Below are 25,482 nucleotides of genomic sequence, written 5' to 3' on the forward strand. Positions count from 1 at the left end.
GTTCCCGCATGACCGTTCCGCGTTGGGAGGTGCCCGGCGTCGAGGTGCCCCTGTCGTCCCTCGTGCTCGGGACGATGACGTTCGGCGACACCGCGGACGCCGCGACCGCCGCGAGGATGCTCGACACCGCGCTCGACGCGGGCATCAACGCGATCGACACCGCCAACGGCTACGCGGGCGGTGACACCGAGCGCATCCTCGGCGAGCTGCTGCCCGCCCGCCGCGACCGCGTCTCGCTGGCCACCAAGGCCGGCATGCCGCACCCGGACGCGGGCGAGCACCCGCCGCTGTCCCCGAAGGGCCTGCGCGCGAGCCTCGACGGCAGCCTCGCGCGGCTCGGCGTCGAGCGCGTCGACCTGTTCTACCTGCACCAGCCCGACCGCGCGACGCCGATCGCCGACACCCTCGCCACGCTCGCCGAGCTCATCGCCGAGGGGAAGATCGGTGCCTGGGGCGTCTCCAACTTCGCCGCCTGGCAGATCGCCGAGCTCCGCCACGCCGCCGACCAGGTGGGCGTCCCGCGACCGGTCGTCGCCCAGCAGCTCTACAACCTGCTGGCCCGCCGCGTCGAGGAGGAGTACGTCGAGTTCGCCCGGAGCAGCGGGCTGCGCACGGTCGTCTACAACCCGCTCGCGGGCGGACTGCTCACCGGCAGGCACCGCTTCGAGCGCGACCCGTCCTCCGGGCGCTTCGCCGACTCCCGGCTCGCCGCGATGTACCGCGAGCGCTACTGGGACGAGCGGCTCTTCGACGCCATCGCCCGCCTCGCCTCGATCGCCGACGACGCCGGGATCCCGCTGGTCGACCTGGCGCTGCGCTGGGCGATGGGCAAGCCGGTGACCTCCGCGCTGCTGCTCGGCGGCTCGAAGGTCGAGCAGCTCGAAGCCAACATCGCGGCGCTGGGCGCCGGGGAGCTGCCCGCCGACGTCGTGGACGCCTGCGACGAGGTCGGCGCGTTCCTGCGCGGCCCGATGCCGGCCTACAACCGCTGATCTCACCTGAAGAAGAGGGGAACCACCGTGTCCGCAGCGGAATTCGCGCGCAAGCTGCGCGCCCGCGAGAAGGTCGTCGGCTACTGGATCGTGCTCGACAACCCGATCGGCACCGAACGCATCGCACGCCTGGGCTACGACTACGTCGCGGTCGACGCCCAGCACGGCCTGCTCGGCTACTCGGGGCTGCTGGGCGCCATGATGGCCATCGACGCCGGAGGCGCCTCGGTCGGGCTGACCAGGGTCGAGGCCAACGACCCGGCCGCCATCGGCCACGCGCTCGACGCCGGTTCCAGCGGCGTCATCGTGCCGCTGGTCGACACCGCCGCCGACGCCCGCGCCGCCGTCGAGGCCACCCGCTACCCGCCCCGCGGCCGCCGCTCCTACGGTCCGATGCGCTCGGGCCTGCGGATCGGGCCGCGCCCGGCCGAGGCCGACGAGTCCGTGGTGCTGCTGGCGATGATCGAAACCCCGCAGGGCCTGGCCAACGTCCGCGAGATCTGCGCGACCGAGGGCATCGACGGCGTCTACGTCGGCCCGTCCGACCTGTGCCTGGCCGTCGGCGGCGCGTTCCCGGGCGACCCGGCCGTGGCCGAGGAGTTCGAGCAGGCCGTGGCCGAGGTCCAGCGGGCCGCCGCCGAAGCCGGGATCGCCGCGGGCATCCACACGCCCGACGGCGCCACCGCCGCGCGCAGGCTGGAGCAGGGCTACACCTTCGCCAGCGTCGCCAGCGACCTGACGCACCTGGAGCGCGTGGCCGGCGAGCACCTGGCGGCGGTGAAGCCGTGACCGACATGATCACCGACGGGGTCCTGCGCGAGGTCGCACCGCACCGCAGCGAAACCCACCTCAGCTCCGGGACCGCGCAGTCGCACGCGGCGAACCTCATGCCGCTGCCCAGCGGCGAACTCGCCTGCGCCTGGTTCGCCGGGACGCAGGAAGGGCTGTCGGACATCAACATCTGGTTCGCCCGCCTCGACGCCGAAGGCCGCTGGAGCCGGCCCGTGCAGGTCTCGGCCGACGCCGAGCGCTCCGAGCAGAACCCGGTGCTGTTCCCCACGCCCGACGGTGAGCTGTGGCTGCTCTACACCGCGCAGCACTCCGGCAACCAGGACACCGCCGAGGTCCGGCTGATCACCTCCACCGACGAGGGCCGCACCTGGAGCGCGCCGCGCACCCTGGTGCCCGCCTCCGACACCGGCGGCGTGTTCGTCCGCCAGCCCGTCGTCGTGCTCGACGACGGCCGGTGGCTGCTGCCGGTGTTCCACTGCGTCAAGCCCGAAACCGGCCGCTGGCGCGGGGACGACGACACCAGCGCGGTGCTCGTCTCCGACGACCGGGGCGCCACCTGGTCGCACCACGAGGTGCCGGGCAGCACCGGCTGCGTGCACATGAACGTGGTGCCGCTGGCCGAAGGCGGGCTGCTCGCGCTGTTCCGCAGGCGCCAGGCCGACGCGATCCACGCCAGCCGCTCCGCCGACGGCATCACCTGGAGCGAACCCGAGCCGACCGAGCTGCCCAACAACAACTCCTCCATCCAGGTCACGGTGCTGCGCGACGGCACGCTGGCGCTGGCCTACAACCACAGCAGCGCCGCCGACGCCACCGAGCGCCGCGCCTCGCTCTACGACGAGATCGACGGCGACTCGCTCGCCGAACCCGCTGCGGTGCAGGAACAACCGCCGGGAACCGCCTTCTGGGGCGCGCCGCGCGCCCCGCTGACGGTGGCGCTGTCGGCCGACGGCGGTCGCAGCTGGCCGGTGCGCCGCGATGTGGAGGTCGGCGACGGCTACTGCCTGACCAACAACTCCCGCGACGGCCTCAACCGAGAGCTGTCCTACCCCTCCATCACCCAGACCGCCGACGGTGACGTGCACGTCGCCTTCACCCACTTCCGCCGCGCCATCAAGCACGTTCGCGTGACCGCGGAGTGGATCGGCGGCTGACGTCCTGCCAGTGCAACGGAGCAAACATGGCTAGTGAACTCAAGGCGACCACCGCGGCGCCGCGTCCACCCGACACCTGGGCGGGATTCCTGCGGAACATGGGGCCGGGCATCGTCGTGGTGATGTCCTGGCTGGGCACGGGCGACTTCATCAGCGCGTCGGTCTCCGGCTCCGCCTTCGGCTACGCGCTGATCTGGACGCTGCTGATCGCCACCTTCTCCCGGTACTTCATCGTCTCGTCGATGTCGAAGTACCAGCTGTGCAACGCCGTCGGCGACGAGACGATCCTGGACGGCTACGGCCGGGTGTGGAAGGGATTCCCGATGTTCATCGGGGCCACCACCTGCGTGCTCGGCTTCGTCTACGTCTCGTTCCTGACGCTGGCGGCGGCCACGGCCCTCGACGCGCTGTTCCGGCCGGTGCTGCCGCTGGGCAGCTGGGGCATCCCGCTGTGGGCGGTGTTCACGACCGTGGTGGCCTACGCGCTGGCGTCGCGGCGCGAGGGGCACTTCCGGGGCCTGGAGATCGTCGCCCAGATCACGATGGCCGTGCTGGTGCTGTGCTTCCTGCTGGCGCTGTTCGGCACCGGCCTCGACGTGGGGAAGCTGTTCGGCGGTCTGCTGTTCGAGATGCCGCCGGGGGACCTGGGCTACATCACCGCGGCCAGCACCGCGGTCGGGCTCATCGGCGCCGTGGGCGGTTCGGCCGCGAACCTGCTCTACCCGTACCTGATGCACGAGAAGGGGTGGCGCGGACCGGCTTTCCTCAAGTTGCAGCGGCTGGACCTGCGCTTCGGCAGTCTCGTGATGTTCGGTCTCGTGCTGGCGGTGTGGGTCGTGGCGGCCGAAACCCTGCACGGCACCGGCGAGAGCGTGTCCTCGGCCGACGGGCTGGCGAGCATGATGGAGAAGGCCATCGGCCCGGCCGGTCCGCCGATCATGTGGCTGGCGATCTTCTTCACGGTGTTCAACAACATCGTCACCCAGCCCCGGGTGTTTGTGCGGATGTTCGTGGAGTCGCTGCACAAGTCCCGTCCCGAGCGGTTGGCGCGGCTGCGCGCCCGGCGGGACCTGACCGAGGTGGAGGACAAGGACGCCTTCTCCTACGACCGGCTGTTCTGGATCATCCTCACGGTGATCATGACGGTCCCGATCGTGTTCTCGCTGCCCGGCATGCCCGGGATGGTGATCATCACGCTGCTCGGCAACTCGGTCAACGTCCTCACCGTCCCGATGATCATCGTGGGTCTCATCGTCATGACCACGAAGCGCTCCTTCATGCTCGAAGGGCACGCCAACAAGTGGTGGGAGACGGCGATCCTCGTCGCCATCGGCGCCGTCGGCCTCTGGGCCACCTACGAACTCATCCTCAGCATCGTGGGGTGACGCCAGGGCAGTTTTAGTCATAACTGTCAGTGCCCTGGCACGACAGTTATGACTAAAACTGCCCCCGCACCAAGCAAAACAGCAAAGAAGAAACCACAGCGAAACCCCTCAACCCCAACCCAACGGCAGGAGCACGACGTCCTCGGGCGGCGGACCCTCCGAAGGAGGAAGCACAGCGAGCCCGTCGGCCAGCGTGAGCCCCCGCAGCATCGCGGGTCCTCCGAACGCCAGCGGCTGAGCCACCCCGTCCCGGACCTGCACCGGAACCAGCCGGGTGCTCTCCGGATGCGGCAGCAGATCCCCGGCGCGCGCGGTCCGGTCCTCGACCGCGGAGTGACCCCCGAGCCGGTCGAGCAGCGGCATCGCGAGCGTCACGACGCCGGCGACGGCGGCCAGCGGGTTGCCCGGCAACCCGACCAGCCGACCCCCGTCCGGGAGTGCGGCGAGCAGCATCGGGTGTCCGGGGCGCACGGCCACGGAGTCGACGAGCAGCCGAGCGCCCAGCTCGCCGAGCGCGGTGTGCAGGTGGTCCACCGGTCCGGCGGCGGTGCTCCCGGTCGTGATCACGACGTCGGCGGTGGACGCCGCGATCGCCTCGCGCAGCGCGTCGAGCTCGTCGGGCAGCCGCCGGCAGCCGATGACCTCGGCGCGGGTCCGCAGCCACGGCTGCAGCATGGGGCTCAGCGCGTCCCGGACCCGCCCGTCCCGGGGCGTCCCGGAGTCCAGCAGCTCATCGCCCAGCACCAGCAGCTCCACGCTCGGGCGCTGGTGCACCTCCAGCCGGTCGTAGCCCGCGGCGGCGGCCATGCCGAGCACCGCCGGGGTGATCGCGGTGCCCGCCGGGAGCAGCACGTCGCCTTCCGCGCACTCCCGCCCGCGCGGGCGCACGTCCTGCCCGTCGGTGCGGCCGCCGACCAGGTCGGTCAGCCGCTCGCCGTCGACGCGGCCGTGCTCGTGGCGCAGCACCGAGGTCGCTCCGGGCGGCAGCGGAGCGCCGGTGGCGATGCCGACGGCGTCCCCGGTGGCCAGCGGGCTCGGGGCGTCACCCGCGAGGACCTCGCCGCCGGTGAGCCGCCACGGTCCCGGGCCGGACACCGCCCAGCCGTCCATCGCCGAGGTGTCGAACGAGGGCAGGTCGGTGCGCGCGATCAGGGGTGCGGCCAGGGCGCGGCCGTGGGCGTTGTGCAGCGGCCGGGTCTCGACCGGCAGGGCCTCGCCGGCGTCCCGGGCGGTGGCTCGTGCCCGATCCCAGCTCAGGACGGAGGAGTGCGGTTCCACGACCGGAGCCGCGTTGCCGGCGGACGTGCTCGCCATGCCCGGCATGATTGAACCGGAGGCGCGAGAAGTCAAATCGAATTCGCCGAAGAACCCATAACTCGGAACTATCGCGGTTCCCATTTTCAGCGGAACAATTGGCGTGTCGCCATTCGACGTGATCCTGGGCACACTCAGTGCCGCTTCAAGTCTCTTCGCGGTTCTGCCGATGCGTCCATGAACTGGGGTTTTGATCGATCAAGAGGGTTCTCGGGTCTTGTGCAAAGCGCTGTTTATCAACCCATAGGCGGCGGTTCTTTGACTTCGCCCCCGCCGAGGCCAAAGCTGATGTTCGCAACGATTCCGCTTGCGGCGCACCGGCGCGCGAAGCACGAACAGGGGAACGGCCACAGCATGAGCGTGATGCAAGACCCGAGCGACGACCTGAAAGTCACGCCGCCCAAGAAGTGGGCCACCGGCGCCCCCGCCGTCGCTCACGCGATCCAGTACTCGCTGAGCCAGACCTCCCCGAAGCGCACCGCGCTGACGCTGCTCAACCTCAACCAGGGCAAGGGGATCGACTGCCCCGGTTGCGCGTGGCCGGACCCCGACCCGAACCACCGCCCGATGAACGAGTACTGCGAGAACGGCGCCAAGCACGTCAACGACGAGGCGACCTCCAAGCGGGTCACCCGCGAGTTCTTCCGGCAGCACTCGGTGTCCGAACTGGACGAGAAGTCCGACTACTGGCTCAACCAGCAGGGCCGCCTCACCGAGCCGATGATCAAGCGCTCGGACTCCGACTTCTACGAGCCGATCGGCTGGGACGAGGCCCTCGACCTGATCGCCGGCGAACTGCGCTCCCTCGACTCCCCGAACGAGGCGCTGTTCTACACCTCCGGCAGGCTCAGCAACGAGGCCGCGTTCCTGCTGCAGCTGTTCGCCCGCGCCTACGGCACCAACAACCTGCCCGACTGCTCCAACATGTGCCACGAGTCCAGCGGCTCGGCCATGCAGCAGACCCTCGGCGTCGGCAAGGGCAGCGTCAGCCTCGACGACCTCCACCAGTCCGACCTGATCTTCGTGATCGGCCAGAACCCGGGCACCAACCACCCGCGGATGCTGTCGGCGCTGGAGATCGCCAAGCGCAACGGCGGCGAGGTCGTCGCGGTCAACCCGCTGCCCGAGGCCGGGCTGATGCGGTTCAAGAACCCGCAGAAGGTCCGCGGCGTGCTGGGTCGCGGCACCGAGATCGCCGACCAGTTCCTGCAGATCCGCCCCGGCGGTGACCTGTCGCTGTTCAAGGCCCTGAACCTGCTGCTGCTGGAAGCCGAGGACGCCAACCCCGGCACCGTGCTCGACCACGAGTTCATCCGCACCCACACCAACGGCTTCGAGGAGTTCGCCCGCCGGGCCCGCGAGCTCTCCTGGGACCAGGTGCACGCCGCGACCGGCCTCACCCGCGCCGAGATCGAGCAGGTGCGCGACCGGGTGCTGGCCAGCAACAGCGTCATCGCCTGCTGGGCGATGGGCCTGACCCAGCAGAAGCACGGCGTGGCCACCATCCGCGAGATCGTCAACTTCCTGATGCTGCGGGGCAATCTCGGCAAGCCCGGCGCGGGCGTGTGCCCGGTGCGCGGGCACAGCAACGTGCAGGGCGACCGCACGATGGGCATCTGGGAACGGATGCCGCAGTCGTTCCTCGACTCGATCGAGGCCGAGTTCGGCTTCACCCCGCCCAGCGAGCACGGTCTCGACTCGGTCGACTCGATCCGCGCCATGCTCGACGGCCGCGCCCGGTTCTTCCTCGGCGTGGCGGGCAACTTCGTGCGCGCCACCCCGGACAGCGAGGTCACCGAGAAGGCGCTGCGGCAGTGCCGGATGACCGCGCACATCTCCACCAAGCTCAACCGGTCCCACACCGTGTGCGGCGAAACCGCGCTGATCCTGCCGACTTTGGGGCGCAGCGACCGCGACGTGCAGAACGGCGTCGAGCAGTTCGTCACCGTCGAGGACTCAATGAGCATGGTGCACGCCTCCTTCGGCCGGTTGGAGCCCGCCTCGGAGTCGCTGCTGAGCGAGGTGTCGATCCTGTCGCGGCTGGCGCGGCGCGTGCTCGGCGACTCGCCGGAGATCCCGTGGGAGTCCTTCGAGGAGAACTACGACGCGATCCGCGACCGGATCTCGCGCGTGGTGCCCGATTTCGAGGACTTCAACCGGCGGGTGGCCGACCCGGCCGGGTTCCGGCTGCCCAACCCGGTCAACCGCGGCGAGTTCCGCACCGCCAGCGGCAAGGCCGAGTTCTCCACCAACGAGTTCGAGTGGCTCGACGCGCCCGAGGGCTACCTGGTGCTGCAGTCGCTGCGCTCGCACGACCAGTGGAACACCATCCCGTACGCGATGGACGACCGCTACCGCGGCATCCACAACGCGCGCCGGGTCGTGCTGGTCAACCCCGACGACATCGCGGAGCTGGGGCTGACCGACCGCGCCGAGGTGGACCTGGTCAGCGTCTGGCACGACGGCGTCGAGCGGCGCGCGCCGAGCTTCACCGTCGTGTCCTACCCGGCGGCGCGCGGCTCGGCCGCCGCCTACTACCCGGAGACCAACGTGCTGGTCCCGCTGGACAGCGTCGCCGACGTCAGCAACACGCCGACGTCCAAGGGCGTCATCGTCCGGCTGGAACCGGTGGCCCAGCAGTCCTGAACCGGGAGAGGTGGTCGCGATGGGACGAGTGACGGTGCGGCGTCCGGTGCTGCGCATCCGCGGGGACAAGCGGTCGCAGCGGCCGGACACCCTCGCCGCCGAGGAACCGATGGAGATCCGCGTCGGCGGGAAACCGCTGACGATCACCATGCGCACCCCGGGCCATGACTTCGACCTGGCGGCCGGGTTCCTGGTCAGCGAGGGCGTGGTGCGCAGCGAGTCCGACATCGCCGGCATCCGGTACTGCCTGGGCACCGCCGAGGACGGGAGCAACACCTACAACGTCGTCGACGTGCTGCTGGCCTCCGGCGTGGCGGCCCCGGACGCGTCGCTGGAGCGCAACTTCTACACGACGTCGTCGTGCGGGCTGTGCGGGAAGGCGAGCCTGGACGCGGTGCGCACCACCTCCACCTGGCAGGTCGGCGACGACCCGCTGCGGCTCGACGCCGACGTGCTGGCCGAGCTGCCGGACAAGCTGCGCGAGGCGCAGAAGGTCTTCGACAGCACCGGCGGCCTGCACGCCGCGGGACTGTTCACCGCCGGCGGTGAGCTCCTCGGCGTCCGGGAGGACGTCGGCAGGCACAACGCGGTCGACAAGGTCATCGGCGACGCGGTCCGCTCGAACCGGCTCCCGCTGCGCGAGACGATCCTGATGGTCAGCGGCCGCGCGTCCTTCGAACTCGTCCAGAAGGCCATCATGGCCGGAATCCCCGCCCTCGCAGCGGTTTCCGCCCCGTCCTCCCTCGCGGTGGAACTCGCCGCCGACGCGGGTCTCACCCTCACGGGCTTCCTCCGAGGCGACTCCATGAACATCTACACCGGCACCCACCGCCTCCAGCAATCCCCCCAACCAGCCTGACCATCCCACCCCTCCACCCCTCCCGACGAAAACCCCAACATTCGCCCCGACAAAAACCCCAACATTCGATCCGTCGAAAACCCCGGCATTCGTCGCACCGAAAACCCCGGCATTCGCGCTCACCCACCGTGATCCCCACGTCGGGAGACCGCGCAGTTTTCATGAAAACGTTCCTCCCCCCACACGTCGAGGTGACGGACGTCGACAACTCACGGTCACCGACGATGGTCCGGTGTCCGTGGGGGAGGGAAGTTTTCATGAAAACTTCCCTCCCCCACGAACCGGAGTCGTGTGGGTGGGGTGGGGAGTTCTGTGGGTGGGGTGGGGGAAGTTTTCATGAAAACTTCGCTCTTACCAACCCGTTGGGGTGACGGATGTCGAGAACCTTTGCATTCGCGGGAGGAATGCAGGGGTTGTCGACGGGGGTGGGTCACATGCGAGTGGCGCCGTCCTTGATGGCCTCGCGGATGCGGAAGTAGGTGCCGCAGCGGCAGACGTTGCGGATCTCCTCGATGTCGGCGTCGGTGATCTCGTGGCCCTCGGCGCGGGCCTGCTTCACCTTGGCCACCGCGGCCATGATCTGACCCGGCTGGCAGTAGCCGCACTGGACGACGTCGTGGTCCAGCCACGCCTCCTGCATCGGGTGCAGCTCCTCTCCGACGGTGTCTGGGAGCCCTTCGATCGTGGTGATCTCGTCGCCCGGACCGACGTCCTTGACCTGCACCGAGCAGGGGTTGAACGCCTTGCCGTTGATGTGGCAGGTGCAGGCCTTGCAGACGTTGATCCCGCAGCCGTACTTCGGCCCGGTGACGCCCAGCAGGTCGCGGATGACCCACAGTAGCCGCACGTCGTCCTCGGCCTCGACCGTGATCTGCTTCCCGTTCAGCTTGAAGGTGTGCTCAGGCATGTGTCGTCTCCTCAGTAGCTGTAGTCCAGGCCGTTGGTGGGCGACGGCGGCAGCGGCGGCACGTGCGGGTAGGGCTCGAAGGCGAGCGGGTCCTTGTGGTTGATCGGGAAGTGCGTCGGCGTGGTCCCGGTCGCCGCGCGGTAGGCGCAGGCGGTGGCCGCGAACGCCGGCGCGACGCCCATCTCCCCGCCGCCGGAGGGCATTTCGCTCTCCTCGGCGGGCAGGATGACCGGGGTGAACTCGAACGGCAGGTTCCACTGCCTGCAGTAGAAGAAGTTGTCCCAGCTGGCCTCGGCGATGGCGCCCTTGTCGAGGTGCACGCTGGCGGTGAGCGCCTGGGCGAAGCCGTCGATGAAGCCGCCCTGCATCATCGCCTCCAGGCCCAGCGGGTTGACCACGATGTGCCCGGGCAGCGCCACCAGCACGCCGCGCGTCACGCGCGGTCCCGTCACGCCGTTGCGAACCGGGCGGTTGACGGTCTCGGGCCGGCAGTCGATCTCCACGAAGCAGGCCATCGTGTTCTTGTACTCGTGGTGCAGCGCGATGCCGTGCCCGACGCCCTCCGGCGTCGGCTGACCCCATCCGCCGACTTCGGCGGCCTTGTCGAGGACCTTGAGCAGGTTCTCGTTCTTGACGTACTTGCGCCGGAAGCTGTACGGGTCCATGCCCATCGCCTCGGCGAGCTCGTCGACGAACAGCTCCCGCGTGGTGGCCACGTCCGGCGAGTACACGTTGCGGGTGCTGCCGGTGTTGAACCCGCCGCGCTTCTGGTTGTTCGCCGGCGACTGGTGGGTCTCGGTCAGCAGCGTCTTGGTGACGCCGAAGTTGTACAGCGACGGCGTGGTCAGCGTGAAGATGACCTCCGAGACCGAGTAGCCGCCCAGCGGCAGCCGCGTCGCGGTGGAGGTCAGCGCCTCGCCGAAGCCGTGGCTGAAGTCGGTGCGCACGTTGGCCAGGTGCTGCTCCAGGCTGATCACGTCGTCGGTGAACGACGCGCGGATCGTGCCCACCGACATCGGGTGCACGCGGCCCTGCCTGCAGTCGTCGGCGCGGTGCCACATCAGCTTCACCGGTTTGCCGATCTTCTTGGAGATCTCGGCGGCCTCGGACGCGGCGTCGTGGAACAGGCACCGGCCGAACGACCCGCCGCCGGGAACCACGTGCACGGTGACCTGCTCCTGCGCGAGCCCGAGCTCGGAGGCGATGGCGGCCTGCGCGACGATCGGCACCTTCACCGTCGACCAGATCTCCGCCCGGTCGGACCGCACGTCGGCGATCGCCGAGTTCACGCCCAGGGCGCTGCCGTTGACGAAGCTGAAGGTGTACTGCCGCTCCAGCGTCTTGGTCGCCGGGGTCGGCGGGATCACCGGCGGGGGAGTGGCGGCCTTGAGCTTGCGCTCCACGGTGTCGTCGGACTCGTCATCGACCGGGCCCGGGCCCCACGACACGTCGAGCGCGTTGACCGCGTCGATGCACTGCCCGAACGTCTCGCCGCGCACCGCGACTCCGCTGCTGATCTCCACGACGTCGGTGATGCCGGGCATCCGGCGCACCTCGTCGAGGTTCTTGGCGCCGCGCACGGTGCCGTTGATCGTCGGCGGCCTGCACACCATCGTCGGTTTCGCGTCGGGCACCTGCAGGTCGGTGGTGAACTTCTTGCGCCCGGTGACGGCTTCCAGCGCGTCGATGCGCCGGGTCGGCTTGCCGACGACGGTGAACTCCGACTCCGGCTTGAGCGTCGCCTCGACCTGCCGCGTCGTGTCGCTGGCGGCCCGGTGCACCAGGTCGCCGTAGGGGATGGCGTTGCCCGCGGCGGAGGTGATCGTGCCGAGCTTGGCGGTGAGCAGGTCGGTCTGCTCGCCGAGCACGTGCGACGCGGCCTCCAGCAGCCTGCCCTTGGCGACCGCGGCGGCGGTGCGCACCGGCCAGTACAGCGCGCTGATCGACGCCGAACCACCGGTGAGCTGGTTGAACACCAGCTCCGGGCGGGCGTCGGCGAGGGTGATGTGCACCTTCTCCAGGGGCAGTTCGAGCTCTTCGGCGATGAGCATCGCGATCGCGGTGGTCAGGCCCTGGCCGACCTCGGTGCGGTGCAGCGCGAACGACGCCGAGCCGTCCTCGTTGAGCTGCACGGCGATGAGGTTGGCGGTGGGTCTGGCCGCGTAGACCAGCCCGTCGGTGAGGTCGACGTGGTCGGCGACCTGCGGGGTCGGGGGTAAGCCGGCGCCGGTCTCGGCGGCGTGCGCGGACGGCCCGAACAGCGAGGCGCCGCCGAGTTCGGCCGCCGCGACGAGGGTCGGTGCCGCCAGCAGGTATCCGAGGAAGCGGCGTCGGGTGGGAGCGGTGGCGCCGGGGTCCGGAGCCGCGGTGTCCGCGCGAGAAGATCGCATGGGGCTCAACCTTTCGACGAAGCGGTCGGTTCGGGCGTGGTGGTTTTCGTCGTGCGGGTCGGTTGGCGAGTCATGGTGCAGGAGTGAACGACCGCTCACATACCCCCGAGATGGGGTGGTGATCTCGCGGCGAACCGCGCGCGGCGGGCGGAATCGGATCTCCGGTGGTCAGCGGGCACCACTTCCGAACCCCGATCACGGGGCGTGGCCGCAACTCCACCCGAACAGTCGCCCCCGGACGGGGGTAGTGGCGGCGAAACCGCTGCGGTTCGCGCACGCGGAGAATCGGTTCAGCCGCCAAATGGCCGGTATAGTGTTGCAACTCGATGCCACGTCGGAGTGGCAGGTGTCTTCGGCGCGGGACGGGGAGGCGGACCGGAACGCGCCGATCAGCCGATGGAGGACGGACACTATGACCGGCAGCGGAAACGGCAACGGCGCCGTGGCCCGGGCGACCGCGTCCCGCGGGGCGGGCAACCGCCGTCGCCCGGACGACCGGGACGCGCTGCGCGCCGAATTGCGTTCGGTGGCAACCGATCTGGAGTTCCCGGTCGCCTTCGGCGGGGAGGTCGCCGACGGCGGCGTCCGGCTCACCGAGCACTTCGGAGCCCTGACCCAGCGCCTGCACAACCTGGAGGTCCGCGAGGGCAAGGGCCTCGGCGGGCAGGCCCTGGCGTTCGGCAGGCCGATCGGGGTGGCCGACTACGGCGCCGCCCGCCACATCACCCACGACTACGACGGCCCGGTCAAGGCCGAGCGGCTCTCGGCGGTGCTGGCGGTTCCGGTGCGGGTGCGCGGCAGGTGCCGCGCCGTGCTCTACGGCGCGATCCGGGAGCGCGTCGGCGTCGGCGACCGGGCGCGGGACTCGCTGGTGGCGGCCGGGCGGCGGCTGGCCGCCGAGCTGGCGGTGCGCGACGAGGTCGACCGGAGGCTGTCGACGGCCGAGACGATCGCGGCGTCCAGTCGGCCCGAGATGCCCGACGTCGCGAAGCTGGAGGAGCTGCGCTCCGTCCACTCCGACCTGTGCGCGCTCGCGGGCTCGGTCGAGGACTCCGCGCTGCGCGGCCGGATGTACGAGGTCGCGCAGCGCCTCGCCGACCTGCGCTCGGGCGAGACCCAGCCGCCGCCCGAATTCCGCCTGTCGCGCCGGGAGATCGACGTGCTCGCCCAGGTCGCGCTGGGCTGCACCAACGCCGAGGTGGCCGAGCGGTTGTCGCTGTCGCCGGAGACGGTGAAGGCCTACCTGCGCACGGCGATGCGCAGGCTCGGCGCCCACACCCGGCACGAGGCCGTGGTGCGCGCCCGGTCCGCGTGGCTGCTGCCGTGACTCGGACGGGTGGTACCCCAATTCGGGTGTAACGCGGCTCGGGCGAGGTCTCTACGGTGTGTGGTCACCAGCACACGCCACCTGCCCGGGAGGACGCCGTGACCGCGGTCGAGATTTCCTATTCGTCCGGTACCTCTGACACGCCGCTGCTGGGCGACACCATCGGCGACAACCTGCGGCGCACCGTCGAGCGCGTGCCGGACCGCGATGCGCTGATCGAGCACTCCACGGGGCGGCGGTGGACCTACCGGGAGTTCGACGCCGAGGTCGACGCGGTCGCCCTGGGGCTGCTCGACGCCGGGATCACCAAGGGCGACCGGGTCGGCATCTGGGGGCCGAACCGCGCCGAGTGGACCCTGACCCAGTACGCGACGGCCAAGATCGGCGCGATCCTGGTCAACATCAACCCCGCCTACCGGCTGCACGAGCTGGAGTACGTGCTCAACCAGGCCGGCATCCGGATGCTGGTGGCGGCGCGCTCGTTCAAGACCTCCGACTACGCGGGCATGATCGCCGAGGCGCGGCCGAAATGCCCTGCGCTGGAACAGGTCGTGCTCTTCGACGACCCGGAATGGTTGCAGCTGCTGGAGAACGGGCGCGCGGGCGACCGGAACCGGCTGCGCCAGGTGGCCGAGACGCTGTCGGCCGACGACGCGATCAACATCCAGTACACCTCGGGCACCACGGGATTCCCGAAGGGCGCGACGCTGTCGCACCACAACATCCTCAACAACGGGTTCTTCGTCGGCGAGCTGTGCGGCTACACCGAGGCGGACCGGGTGGCGATCGTGCCGCCGTTCTACCACTGCTTCGGCATGGTGATGGGCAACCTCGCCTGCACCTCGCACGGGTCGGCGATGGTGATCCCGTCGGAGGGCTTCGACCCGGGCACGGCGCTGGCGGCGGTGGCGGCCGAGCGCTGCACGTCGCTGTACGGGGTGCCGACGATGTTCATCGCCGAGCTCGACCACCCGGAGTTCGAGTCGTTCGACCTGTCCTCGCTGCGCACCGGCATCATGGCGGGCTCGCCGTGCCCGGTGGAGGTGATGAAGCAGGTCATCGACCGGATGGGCATGTCGGAGGTGGCGATCTGCTACGGCATGACCGAGACCTCGCCGGTGTCGACGCAGACCCGCGCCGACGACTCGCTGGAGCGCCGGGTGTCCACCGTGGGCCGGGTGGGCCCGCACCTGGAGGTCAAGATCGTCGACCCGACCACCGGGCTGACCGTGCCGCGCGGCGAACCGGGGGAGCTGTGCACGCGCGGGTACTCGGTGATGCTGGGCTACTGGGAGCAGCCGGAGAAGACGGCCGAGGTCATCGACTCGGCCCGCTGGATGCACACCGGCGACCTGGCTGTGATGGACTCCGACGGCTACGTCTCGATCACCGGCCGGATCAAGGACATGGTGATCCGCGGCGGCGAGAACGTCTACCCGCGCGAGATCGAGGAGTTCCTCTACACCCACCCGGACGTGCTGGACGCGCAGGTCATCGGCGTTCCCGACGACCGCTACGGCGAGGAGCTCATGGCCTGGGTGCGGCTGCGCGAAGGGGCTCCCGAGCTGACCGCCGAGGCGCTGCGCGAGTTCTGCACCGGCAAGCTCGCCCACTACAAGATCCCTCGCTACGTGCACGTCGTCGACGACTTCCCGATGACGGTGACCGGCAAGGTCCGCAAGGTCGAGATGCGCGAGCGCGCCCGGGACATCCTCGACCTCGGCTGAGCGGCTACGGTCGGGTCGCACTGCCACGAGGTCGAGGAGTCCGCGATGCCGCACGTGAACGTCAAGTTCTTCCCGAAGGAGGTCAGCGAGGAGCAGAAGAGCTCGCTCGCTGAGTCGATCACCGCTGCGCTAATCGAGCACCTGGGCACCCGTGACGGGGCTGTGTCGATCAGTCTGGAGCCGGTGGAGAAGGACGTCTGGAACGACACCGTCGTGCAGCCCGAGATCGCCGGGCGGCCCGAGCTGCTGATCAAGCGCCCGGATTACCTCTGAGTCCGGGGGCTGGGGAGGTGGAGCGCGCGAACCCGCTGGTCCGCGCGCTCCCGGGCTCCTAGCGGGTGGCCGGGGCTTCGGTGAACAGCTGCGGGGCGATCTCGGTGCCCTCGGCGAAGTTCTGCTCGACCTCGGCCTTCTCCGCCTCGTTGGGGAGGTCGTTGGCGCAGTCGGTGCCCGCGCTCGCGCCCGACATGAGGTCCTCGCAGACGCCGGTGCGGTTGTCCGGCAGGCCGAGGATGTGGCCGATCTCGTGGGTGGCGATGCGGGGGATGTGGTGGCCCTCGTTGACGGCCTCGCGGCCCATCCACACCGTGCCCGAGCCCAGCGAGTCGGTCTGGGCGCGCGGCCAGCCGTCGTCGGCGAGGACCGTGAGGTCGGCCTGGCCGTCGGTGGCCTTCTCGAACTTCACGTTGGTGACCTGGGAGTTCCAGGTGGCGGTGGCCTCGTCGATGGCGGCCTGGAACTCCTGCGCCTGGCTGGCGTCGTAGGTGACGACGTGCGGCTCGGCGGTGTCGCCGACGGCCGCGCCGGCCAGCGGCGCTCCCGTGACCAGCAGCAGCGCCGTCGCCGCGCCGGCGAGCGCGGTGGACGTGGAAAACCTGGGCATCTCGGCTCCTCACTCTCGGCGCCGCCCGCCGGGGTGTGGCGGGCGACGACGGCGAGGCTAGGCAGGATCGCCGCCCCGATCCGGACACTGGCGGATAACCGCCAGGTCAGGCGCTCTCACCGTCCGAAGTGGATCCCGGCTTTCCCGGTGCTCGCCAGGGGACAGTTTTTCCTCGAATCACCCATGATCAATATCCCTTTTGTCCGGTCAATTCGAGGAAAAACCGTCCCCTGGCGACGACCGAGCGCCCCGCGACCACCACTCCGGAGACGCGGCGACGCGCACGATTTCGCGCGGTCTCCGTCGAACGTCGCCGTTGCTTCGGCCAAGTTCGGAGTTCGAGCGGCCTTGGGTTCGTTGCGGTGATCCAAGAGTTCTGCGGGGGAGGGGTTTTCGGGCTCGTGCGGTTGAAGTGCGCAGGGCGGCTTCCGGTTCGTGGTGCGGGGTTCACGCGGGGTCACGCGATGTCCCTGGAGTGTGATGACCCGCACGTGGTCAGGCGTGTGATGCGGCATCGATCACCGGGAGATCGTAGGCTGAACAGTCCGCCGCGCGTGGCTCGTTCGGAGCACGCGCCGGAGACGACAGGAGAGGGACACCGTGGCCGCACCCAGCTCGAGGACCGCGCACCCGGCGAAACGGCGGACCCGGTGACGCTGACCACGGCACGGGAATCCCTGCAGGAGACCTCGACCAGCGCCGTCTACTGGTCCGAGCGCGCCGCCGGCCCCCGCACCCTCGTCGACGTCCTGCACGCCACCGCGAAGCGCCATCCCGACGCCGCCGCGATCGACGACGGCACCGGCGCGCTGACCTACCGCCGCCTGACCGGCGAGGTCGACGCGGTGCGCCGCCGACTCGCCGAATCCGGCATCGGTGCAGGTGACAGGGTCGGCATCCGCATCCCCTCCGGCGCCGCCGAGCTCTACGTCTCGATCCTGGGCGTGCTGGCCGCGGGCGCGGCCTACGTGCCGGTGGACGCCGACGACCCCGACGACCGCGCCGAGCTGGTGTTCGGCGAAGCCGACGTGTGCGCCGTCCTGACCGGCGGAAACGCCCTCGACCTGCGCCGCGCGCCCGGCGGAGACCTGCGCGCGCCCACCCCGGACGACGACGCCTGGATCATCTTCACCTCCGGCTCCACCGGCAAGCCCAAGGGCGTGGCCGTCAGCCACGCCTCGGCCGCCGCGTTCGTCGACGCCGAAGCCCGCCTGTTCCTCACCGACGAACCCATCGGCCCCGGTGACCGGGTGCTGGCCGGGCTGTCGGTGGCCTTCGACGCCTCCTGCGAGGAGATGTGGCTGGCGTGGCGGCACGGCGGCTGCCTGGTGCCCGCGCCACGCGCCCTCGTGCGCACCGGCGTCGACCTCGGCCCCTGGCTGGTCGCCCAGCGCATCACCGTCGTCTCCACCGTCCCCACCCTGGCCGCGCTGTGGCCGGTCGAGGCCCTGGAGGACGTGCGGCTGCTCATCCTCGGCGGCGAGGCCTGCTCGCAGGAGCTCGCCGAACGGCTCGACGTCGAAGGCCGCGAGGTCTGGAACACCTACGGGCCGACCGAGGCCACCGTGGTGGCCTGCGCCGCGCAGCTCAGCGGCGACGAGCAGGTCCGCATCGGCCTGCCGCTGGCCGGCTGGCAGCTGGCCGTCGTCGACGAGGCCGGGCGGCCGGTCGGCATGGGCGAGACCGGTGAGCTCGTCATCGGCGGCGCGGGCCTGGCCCGCTACCTCGACGCCGCCAAGGACGCCGAGAAGTTCGCCCCGCTGCCCTCCCTCGGCTGGGACCGGGCCTACCGCAGCGGTGACGTGGTGCGCGCCGAACCCGAGGGCCTGCTGTTCGTCGGCCGCGCCGACGAGCAGGTCAAGCTCGGCGGCAGGCGGATCGAGCTCGGCGAGGTCGACGCGGCGCTGGCCGCGCTGCCGCACGTCGCCGGGGCCGCCGCCGCGGTGCAGACCACCGCGGCGGGCAACCAGGTCCTCGTCGGCTACGTCGTGCCCAGCGGCGCGGAGTTCGACCACGACGCCTCCGTGCGGCAGCTGCAGGAGCGCCTGCCCGCCGCGCTGGTGCCGCTGCTGGCCGCCATCGACGACCTGCCCACCCGCACCTCCGGCAAGGTCGACCGCGCCGCCCTGCCGTGGCCGCTGCCCAACACCGGCCCCGGCGGAACCCTGTCGGCCACCGAGTCGTGGCTGGCCGAGGGCTGGGCGGAGATCCTCGGCATCGAGGTCGCCGACCCCGCCGCCGACTTCTTCGCCCACGGCGGCGGCAGCCTCACCGCCGCGCAGCTCATCGCCCGCATCCGCACCCGCCACCCGCAGGTGTCGGTCGCCGACATCTACCAGGAACCCACCCTCGGCGGGCTCGCCGCGCACCTCGACGCGCTGGACGCGGCCACCGACAACCCGCAGCACGAGGTCACCCCCACGCCGCGCCGCACCGGGCTGCTGCAGCTGCTCGTCCTGCTGCCGATGTTCTCGCTGGTCGGCCTGCGGTGGCTGACCGCGCTCGCCGCCCTCGGCAACGTGCTCACCTGGATCGGCGCCGTGGACTTCCTGCCCGCGGTGTCGTGGTGGTGGATCGCCGGGGCGTGGGCGGTGCTGTTCACCCCCGCCGGGCGCATCACGATCTCGGCCGTCGGCGCGCGCCTCCTGCTCGACGGGGTGCGCCCCGGCAGCTACCCGCGCGGCGGCGGAGTCCACTTGAGACTGTGGGCCGCGCAGCAGCTCGCCGAGTTCTCCGGCGCCACCGGGGTTTCCGGCGCGTCCTGGACCGCGTTCTACGCGCGGGCGCTGGGCGCCCAGGTCGCCGACGACGTCGACCTGCACTCGCCGCCGCCGATCACCGGCCTGCTCAAGATCGGCAAGGGCGCGGCGGTGGAACCCGAGGTCGACCTCTCCGGCTACTGGGTCGACGGCGACCGGGTGCGCATCGGCAAGATCCGCGTCGGCGCCGGGGCACGCGTCGGCGCGCGCAGCACCCTGCTGCCCGGCGCCCGCATCGGCAAGCGCGCCGAGATCGCCGCCGGATCCACCGTGCACGGCTCGGTGCCCGCCGGTCAGCGCTGGTCGGGCTCCCCGGCCAGCCGGGTCGCCAAGTCCGGCCCGAACTGGCCCACCGGCCGCCCGCCCCGGTCGCGGACCTGGGTGGCGTTCTACGGCCTGTCGTCGATGCTGCTCGCGGCGCTGCCGCTGGTCGCCGCGACACCGGGCGTGGTCCTGCTCGGCCGCGCCCTGGCCGGATCACCGGACCTGGGCACCGCGCTGCTGCGGACGCTGCCGGTCGTGCCGCTGGCCGGTCTCACCTACTTCCTGGGCTACGCGCTGCTGGTGCTGGTGTGCGTTCGGGCGCTGAGCATCGGTCTGCGCGAGGGCCACCACCCCGTCCACGGCCGGGTGGCCTGGCAGGCGTGGACCACCGAGCGGCTGATGGACATGGCGCGAGTGGGCCTGTTCCCGCTCTACGCGAGCCTGATCACGCCGGTGTGGCTGCGGCTGCTGGGCGCCAAGGTCGGCCGCGACGTGGAGGCCTCCACGGTGCTGGCGCTGCCGAAGATGACCAACGTCGCCGACGGCGCGTTCCTCGCCGACGACACGATGGTCGCCGCCTACGAGCTCGGCGGCGGCTGGCTGCACGTGGCGCCCGCCCGCATCGGCAAGCAGGCGTTCCTCGGCAACTCCGGCATGACCGCCGCGGGACGCCGGGTGCCCAAGCGCGGCCTCGTCGGCGTGCTGTCCTCGACGCCCCGCAAGGCCAAGAAGGGCTCGTCGTGGCTGGGCATGCCGCCGATGCCGCTGCGCCGCTCGGTCGACACCGCCGACCGCAGCCGCACCTTCGCCCCGCCGCTGCGGCTCAAGCTCGCCCGCGCCGTCGTCGAGCTGTTCCGCCTGGTGCCGGTGCTGATCCACGCCGGGTTGCTGGTGCTGGTGCTGTTCGCGCTGGCGCAGCTGCACGCGAGCCTCGGGCTGCTCGGCGCCGCGCTGCTGGCCGGGCCGGTGGTGCTGGGCGCGGGCGTGCTGGCCTGCGCGGTGACCACCGCCGTGAAGTGGCTGCTGGTCGGCCGGTACCGGGACGGGGAGCGCCCGCTGTGGTGCTCGTTCGTGTGGCGCACCGAGCTGGCCGACATGTTCGTCGAGGTCCTGGCGGTGCCGTGGCTGATCGGCTCGGTCGCGGGCACCCCGCTGCTGACGCTGTGGCAGCGCAGCATGGGCGCGAAGATCGGCCGCGGCGTGTGGCTGGAGACCTACTGGCTGCCCGAGGCCGACCTGGTGCGGCTCGGCGACGGCGCGACCGTCAACCGCGGCTGCGTGGTGCAGACCCACCTGTTCCACGACCGCGTCATGCGGCTCGACGAGGTCACCCTGGAGGCCGGCGCTACCCTGGGGCCGCACGGGATCGTGCTGCCCGGCGCGAGCATCGGCTCCGACACCACCATCGGACCCGGTTCGCTGGTCACCCGCGGCGACGAGGTTCCGGCCCGCACCCGCTGGCTCGGCAACCCCATCACGGTCTGGACGAACGGGAAGGGACGCGATCGGTGAGCACGGATCCGGCGCCGGGTGCGGATCGATCGACCGACTCCTACCTGCCCGAGCACGGCAACGGCGGCTACCGCGTCACCCACTACGACCTCGACCTGGACTACCAGGTGGGGCCCAACCGGCTCGGCGGGCAGGCCACCATCACCGCCACCGCGACGCAGCCGCTGCTGCGGTTCAGCCTCGACCTCGGTGACCTCCGGGTGCGCCGCGTGCAGGTCGACGGCAAGCCCGCGAAGTTCACCCACAGCGGCGGCAAGCTGCGCATCCGCCCGCAGCGACCTGTCGCCGACGGCGCCGAGTTCCGCGTGGAAGTCCGGTATTCGGGCACCCCGGCGCCGATCGGCGGCCGGTGGGGCGAGATCGGGTGGGAGGAGCTGACCGAGGGCTCGATGGTCGCGGCTCAGCCGATCGGCGCCCCGTCGTGGTTCCCGTGCAACGACCACCCGGCCGACAAGGCGACCTACCGGGTCTCGTTCACCACGGCCTCGCCGTTCTCGGTGCAGGTGACCGGCAACCCGCTGTCGCAGCAGCGGCGCGGCAGCACCACCACGCACGTCTTCGAGCGGCCCGAACCGACCTCGACGTACCTGATGAGCGTGCAGGTCGGCCTCTACGACGAGGTCGAGCTCGCCACCGGTGCGGTGCCGCAGCGCGCGGCGGTCCCGGCGCGGCTGACCCGGACCTTCGCGCACGACTTCGGCCGCCACGGGCAGATCATGGACTTCCTGCGGGAGCTTTTCGGGCCCTACCCGTTCGGCGAGTACGTCGTGGTGGTCACCGACGACGACCTCGACGACCCGGTCGAGGCGCAGGGCATGTCGATCTTCGGCGCGAACCACCTCGACGGGCAGCGCACCCACGAACGGCTCGTGGTGCACGAGCTCGCACACCAGTGGTGCGGCAACAGCGTGGGTCTCGCCGACTGGCGGCACATCTGGCTCAACGAGGGCTTCGCGACCTACGCCGAGTGGCTGTGGTCGGAGCGCTCCGGCGGCCCGAGCGCGGCCGAGCACGCCGCGGACTGGCACTCCCGGATCGAGGGCGACCTGGCGATCGCCGACCCGGGCGTGGACCGCATGTTCGACCCGCAGGTCTACAAGCGCGGCGCGCTGACCCTGCACGCCCTGCGCCACGAGCTGGGCGAGGAGCCGTTCTTCGCGCTGCTCCGCCGCTGGTGCACCGACCACCGCCACGACGTCGTGTCCACAGAGGACTTCACGGCGCTCGCCGCGGAGTTCGGCGCCCCGGACGACGCGTTCACCGCCTGGCTGCACACCGCCGAGCTGCCGCCCCTCCCGCGCTGACCCACTCGTCTGTTGGGCCGCTTGTCAGCGCTGTGACGCGTCGTTAGCGTGCTTGCGCCGGTGGTGGACGACGAACGGGGCGGGATGAGCGGCGTTCTGGTGGCCAATCGCGGTGAGATCGCGGTGCGCGTGGCGCGCGCGATCGCCGAGCTCGGGTGGCGCTCGGTCGCCGTCCACCCGGCCGACGACGCCGACGCGGCCCACGTCGCCGCGGCCGACGAGGCCGTGCCGCTGCCCGGGACCGGCGTCGCCGCGTACCTCGATGGGGAGGCGCTCGTCGCCGCGGCCCTCGCGTCCGGCTGCGTGATGATCCACCCGGGGTACGGATTCCTCAGCGAGAACGCGGGTTTCGCGCGTCGCTGCGCCAAGGCCGGGCTGACCTTCGTCGGGCCCCGGCCGGAAGTCCTCGACGTCTTCGGTGACAAGTCCGCCGCCCGCTCCCTCGCCCGCTCGCTGGGCGTGCCGGTGCTGCCGGGGACAGACGGCCCGACCACCCTCGACCAGGCCCGGGAGTTCTTCGCCGAGCACGGTCCGGTCATGCTCAAAGCCCTGGCCGGCGGCGGTGGACGCGGCATGCGCGAGGTGCGCGAGGCCGCCGAGCTGCCCGAGGCGTTCGAGCGGTGCCGGTCGGAGGCCACGACGGCGTTCGGCAGCGGCGAGCTCTACGTCGAACGCCTGCTGGCGGCGTCGCAGCACATCGAGGTGCAGGTCCTCGGCGACGGCACCGGCGCGGTGCAGCACTGCGGGGAGCGGGACTGCACGATCCAGCGTCGCCACCAGAAGCTCGTCGAGGTCGCCCCGAGCCCCCGGCTCTCCCCGCCGATGCGGGAGGAACTGCTGGTGGCGGCGCTGCGGCTGACCCGCGACGTCGACTACGGCGGCGCGGGCACGGTCGAGTTCCTCGTCGACGGCGAGGAGTTCTTCTTCATCGAGGCCAACCCGAGGTTGCAGGTCGAGCACACGGTGACGGAGGAGATCACCGGTGTCGACCTGGTCAAGGCGCAACTGCGCCTGGCCGGTGGTGCGACGCTCGAGGAGCTCGGGCTGACCGAGCCGCCGCGACCGCGCGGCACGGCGATCCAGTCCCGCGTCAACCTGGAAACCCTCGGCGCCGACGGCCTCGCGCGGCCGAGCAGCGGTGCGATCAGCGCGTTCGACCCGCCGACCGGGCCCGGCGTGCGGGTCGACACCTGCGGCCGCACCGGGCAGAACATCAGCCCGCAGTACGACTCGTTGGTGGCCAAGGTGATCTGCCACGCCGAGGACTTCACCGCCGCCACCGCCCGCACCCGCGCGGCCCTGGACGCGTTCCGCATCGAGGGCGTGCCCAGCAACCTGGACCTGTTGCGCGGACTCGTCCGCAGCGCGGAGTTCACCGAAAACCGCTGGGACACGAGCCTTCTGGACCGGTACGTGGCCTCGCTGCCCGCCCCGGACGAACCCGCCGCCGCATCTGAGGAGGTGGTGGCGCCGATGGCGGGAACGGTCCTCGCCGTCGAGGCCGAGCCAGGCGCGACCGTCGCCGCCGGGACCGCCGTGGTGGTGCTCGAGGCAATGAAGATGGAGCACGTCGTGCGCGCCGCGACGGCGCTGACCGTCGAGCAGGTGCTGGTGGCGCCCGGCGAGGTCGTGGGGGAGGGGACGACGCTGCTGCGCGGCACGCCGTCCGAGCACGACGAGGCGCGGGTTCCGGAACCCGTCGAGGAGGACTGGGCGCCCGAGGTCGCCGAGATCGAACGGCGCCGCGCCCTCGCCCTGGAGATGGGCGGAGCCGAGAAGGTGCGCCGCCAGCGCGATTCCGGGCGGCTGACCGCCCGCGAGCGCATCGACGCCCTCGCCGACGCGGGCAGCTTCCGCGAGATCGGCGCGCTGACCGGCTTCTCCGACGCCACCGGGCACGTGGTGCCCGCCAACTTCGTCGCGGGCACCGCGCGCATCGACGGCCGCAAGGTCGTGCTCGGCGTCGACGACTTCACCGTGCGCGGCGGTTCCGGCGACGGCGCCGTGCACGACAAGCAGATCTTCGCCGAGCAGCACGCCCACGAGATCCGCCTGCCGGTGGTGCGGCTGCTCGACGGCGCCAGCGGCGGTGGCAGCGTCAAGATGATCCGCGACGCCGGCTACACCTACGTCCCGGTCAACCCCGGGTGGGATGCGGTCGTCGACAACCTCTCCGTCGTGCCCGTCGTCGCGGCCTGCCTCGGGCCGACGGTCGGGCTCGGGGCGGCGCGGCTGGTCATGTCGCACCTGTCGGTGCTGGTCTCCGGCGTCGGGCAGCTGTTCACCGCGGGCCCGCCGGTGGTGCGGGCCGCGACGGGGGAGGACCTGACCAAGGAGCAGCTCGGCGGCGTCGAGGTGCACCGCGGCAACGGCACCGTCGAGCGCGTGGTGGCCGACGAGACCGAGGCGTTCGACGTGGTGCGGCGGTTCCTGTCCTACCTGCCGACCAGCGCGTTCGAGACCCCGCCGGTGGCCGAACCGGCCGACCCTCCCGAACGCCGCGAGGAGTCGCTGCTGTCGGCGGTACCGCGCAACCCGCGACGGCCGTACGCGATCGAACCGGTGCTGGAGGCGATCTTCGACGCGGGATCGGTGTTCCGCTACGCCGAGTACGGCGACGGCACGCGCACCGCCCTCGCCCGGCTCGACGGTCACCCGGTCGGCGTCATCGCCGCCGACCCCGCGGCCGGGGCGACGATGTCGGTCGAAGGCGCGTTGGCCATCACCCGGCTGGTGGACCTGTGCGAGACGTTCCACCTGCCGCTGGTCAGCCTCACCGACCAGGCGGGCATGAGCATCGGCGGCGAGGCCGAGCGGCGGGCCACCATCCGGCACGGCGCCCGCGCCCTGACCGCCGTCTACCAGGCGCGGGTCCCGCAGGCCGAGATCATCGTGCGTCGCGTGTACGGCGTCGGCGGGGCGGGGATCATCAACCGGCACCGCGCGTCGCGCAGCTGGGCGTGGCCGTCCGGCGACTGGGGCTCGCTGCCCACCCAGGGCGGTGTCGAAGCCGCCTTCCGGGCGCAGATCTCCGCATCGGCCGACCCGGCCGCCGAGGTGGAGCGGATCGCCCGCGAGCTCGCCGAGCTGACCTCGCCGTTCCGCACCGCCGAGCGCTTCGGCGTGCAGGACATCATCGATCCCCGCGAGAGCAGGCCGCTGCTGTGCGACTGGGTGCGCGACGCCTACCGGGTGCTGCCCTCGCTGACCGGGCGTCCCTCGTTCGGGACACGCCCCTGAGAGTGTGGCGCCGTCCGGACCGGCGGT

Annotated in this window: 16 protein-coding genes; 12 read left to right on the forward strand and 4 right to left on the reverse strand. The window is 71.5% G+C overall.

Going from position 1 to position 25,482, the window contains the following annotated elements; genetic code table 11:
* Positions 1-8: 8 nt before the first annotated feature.
* The 4 genes from BM424_RS15535 to BM424_RS15550 are packed head-to-tail and all read left to right on the forward strand — an operon-like array spanning position 9 to position 4,323.
* Positions 9-992, forward strand: a complete 984-nt coding sequence (locus BM424_RS15535) for an aldo/keto reductase (RefSeq protein ID WP_093418084.1) — start codon at positions 9-11, stop codon at positions 990-992.
* A 27-nt stretch (positions 993-1,019) separates the two neighbouring features.
* Positions 1,020-1,781, forward strand: a complete 762-nt coding sequence (locus BM424_RS15540) for an HpcH/HpaI aldolase family protein (RefSeq protein ID WP_093418087.1) — start codon at positions 1,020-1,022, stop codon at positions 1,779-1,781.
* A 5-nt stretch (positions 1,782-1,786) separates the two neighbouring features.
* On the forward strand, positions 1,787-2,938 hold the full coding sequence (locus BM424_RS15545; protein ID WP_093418312.1) for a sialidase family protein: 1,152 nt from the start codon (positions 1,787-1,789) through the stop codon (positions 2,936-2,938).
* A gap of 26 nt (positions 2,939-2,964) precedes the next feature.
* Entirely contained in the window at positions 2,965-4,323 is a 1,359-nt protein-coding gene (locus BM424_RS15550) for an Nramp family divalent metal transporter (RefSeq protein ID WP_093418089.1), read from the forward strand.
* Positions 4,324-4,431: 108 nt separating this feature from the next.
* Here BM424_RS15550 and BM424_RS15555 read toward each other — a convergent pair whose 3' ends face one another.
* Positions 4,432-5,637, reverse strand: a complete 1,206-nt coding sequence (locus BM424_RS15555) for a molybdopterin molybdotransferase MoeA (protein WP_093418315.1) — start codon at positions 5,635-5,637, stop codon at positions 4,432-4,434.
* 354 nt (positions 5,638-5,991) lie between these two features.
* On the opposite strand from BM424_RS15555, the gene BM424_RS15560 reads away from it, so the two are divergent.
* Both BM424_RS15560 and fdhD read left to right on the forward strand, forming a co-directional pair.
* Entirely contained in the window at positions 5,992-8,283 is a 2,292-nt protein-coding gene (locus BM424_RS15560; RefSeq protein WP_093418092.1) for an FdhF/YdeP family oxidoreductase, read from the forward strand.
* Positions 8,284-8,302: 19 nt separating this feature from the next.
* Positions 8,303-9,142 carry a formate dehydrogenase accessory sulfurtransferase FdhD gene (gene fdhD, locus BM424_RS15565; protein WP_093418317.1) on the forward strand — a complete coding sequence of 280 codons (840 nt, stop codon included), beginning with the start codon at positions 8,303-8,305 and terminating at the stop codon, positions 9,140-9,142.
* 430 nt (positions 9,143-9,572) lie between these two features.
* On the opposite strand, the gene BM424_RS15570 is transcribed toward fdhD, so the two are convergent.
* Together BM424_RS15570 and BM424_RS15575 are read right to left on the reverse strand one after the other, a co-directional pair.
* Positions 9,573-10,049, reverse strand: coding sequence for a (2Fe-2S)-binding protein (locus BM424_RS15570; RefSeq protein WP_093418094.1), 477 nt, complete (start codon positions 10,047-10,049; stop codon positions 9,573-9,575).
* Between the two features lie 11 nt (positions 10,050-10,060).
* A complete protein-coding gene (locus BM424_RS15575) occupies positions 10,061-12,439 on the reverse strand; it encodes a molybdopterin cofactor-binding domain-containing protein (protein ID WP_093418096.1) in 2,379 nt (792 codons plus the stop codon).
* A gap of 412 nt (positions 12,440-12,851) precedes the next feature.
* On the opposite strand from BM424_RS15575, the gene BM424_RS15580 reads away from it, so the two are divergent.
* The 3 genes from BM424_RS15580 to pptA all read left to right on the forward strand — a co-directional run bounded on the left by BM424_RS15580 (position 12,852) and on the right by pptA (position 15,766).
* Positions 12,852-13,766 (forward strand): helix-turn-helix transcriptional regulator, encoded by a 915-nt coding sequence (locus BM424_RS15580; RefSeq protein ID WP_093418099.1) that lies wholly within the window; start codon positions 12,852-12,854, stop codon positions 13,764-13,766.
* A gap of 98 nt (positions 13,767-13,864) precedes the next feature.
* Positions 13,865-15,493 (forward strand): AMP-binding protein, encoded by a 1,629-nt coding sequence (locus BM424_RS15585; RefSeq protein ID WP_093418102.1) that lies wholly within the window; start codon positions 13,865-13,867, stop codon positions 15,491-15,493.
* A 45-nt stretch (positions 15,494-15,538) separates the two neighbouring features.
* The gene (gene pptA, locus BM424_RS15590; RefSeq protein ID WP_093418104.1) at positions 15,539-15,766 is read left to right on the forward strand and encodes a tautomerase PptA; all 228 of its coding nucleotides are present in this window, start codon (positions 15,539-15,541) and stop codon (positions 15,764-15,766) included.
* 58 nt (positions 15,767-15,824) lie between these two features.
* On the opposite strand, the gene BM424_RS15595 is transcribed toward pptA, so the two are convergent.
* Positions 15,825-16,376, reverse strand: coding sequence for a snapalysin family zinc-dependent metalloprotease (locus BM424_RS15595; RefSeq protein ID WP_093418107.1), 552 nt, complete (start codon positions 16,374-16,376; stop codon positions 15,825-15,827).
* A 650-nt stretch (positions 16,377-17,026) separates the two neighbouring features.
* On the opposite strand from BM424_RS15595, the gene BM424_RS15600 reads away from it, so the two are divergent.
* From BM424_RS15600 to BM424_RS15610, 3 genes are all read left to right on the forward strand, one after another.
* Positions 17,027-20,911 carry a Pls/PosA family non-ribosomal peptide synthetase gene (locus tag BM424_RS15600; protein WP_245775872.1) on the forward strand — a complete coding sequence of 1,295 codons (3,885 nt, stop codon included), beginning with the start codon at positions 17,027-17,029 and terminating at the stop codon, positions 20,909-20,911.
* Entirely contained in the window at positions 20,908-22,215 is a 1,308-nt protein-coding gene (locus tag BM424_RS15605; protein WP_093418112.1) for a M1 family metallopeptidase, read from the forward strand. The genes BM424_RS15600 and BM424_RS15605 overlap by 4 nt, the downstream gene beginning before the upstream one ends.
* Positions 22,216-22,278: 63 nt before the next feature.
* A complete protein-coding gene (locus BM424_RS15610) occupies positions 22,279-25,455 on the forward strand; it encodes a carboxyl transferase domain-containing protein (RefSeq protein ID WP_217649718.1) in 3,177 nt (1,058 codons plus the stop codon).
* The last annotated feature ends 27 nt before the right edge of the window (positions 25,456-25,482 follow it).

The sequence above is a fragment of the Saccharopolyspora flava genome (assembly GCF_900116135.1).
GTDB lineage: Bacteria > Actinomycetota > Actinomycetes > Mycobacteriales > Pseudonocardiaceae > Saccharopolyspora > Saccharopolyspora flava.

Coding starts and splice junctions, on each gene's coding strand:
- BM424_RS15535 (WP_093418084.1), top strand. CDS start 9: ATGACCGTTCCGCGTTGGGAGGTGCCCGGCGTCGAGGTGCCCCTGTCG.
- BM424_RS15545 (WP_093418312.1), top strand. CDS start 1,787: ATGATCACCGACGGGGTCCTGCGCGAGGTCGCACCGCACCGCAGCGAA.
- BM424_RS15550 (WP_093418089.1), top strand. CDS start 2,965: ATGGCTAGTGAACTCAAGGCGACCACCGCGGCGCCGCGTCCACCCGAC.
- BM424_RS15555 (WP_093418315.1), bottom strand. CDS start 5,637: ATGGCGAGCACGTCCGCCGGCAACGCGGCTCCGGTCGTGGAACCGCAC.
- BM424_RS15560 (WP_093418092.1), top strand. CDS start 5,992: ATGAGCGTGATGCAAGACCCGAGCGACGACCTGAAAGTCACGCCGCCC.
- fdhD (WP_093418317.1), top strand. CDS start 8,303: ATGGGACGAGTGACGGTGCGGCGTCCGGTGCTGCGCATCCGCGGGGAC.
- BM424_RS15570 (WP_093418094.1), bottom strand. CDS start 10,049: ATGCCTGAGCACACCTTCAAGCTGAACGGGAAGCAGATCACGGTCGAG.
- BM424_RS15575 (WP_093418096.1), bottom strand. CDS start 12,439: ATGCGATCTTCTCGCGCGGACACCGCGGCTCCGGACCCCGGCGCCACC.
- BM424_RS15580 (WP_093418099.1), top strand. CDS start 12,852: ATGACCGGCAGCGGAAACGGCAACGGCGCCGTGGCCCGGGCGACCGCG.
- pptA (WP_093418104.1), top strand. CDS start 15,539: ATGCCGCACGTGAACGTCAAGTTCTTCCCGAAGGAGGTCAGCGAGGAG.
- BM424_RS15595 (WP_093418107.1), bottom strand. CDS start 16,376: ATGCCCAGGTTTTCCACGTCCACCGCGCTCGCCGGCGCGGCGACGGCG.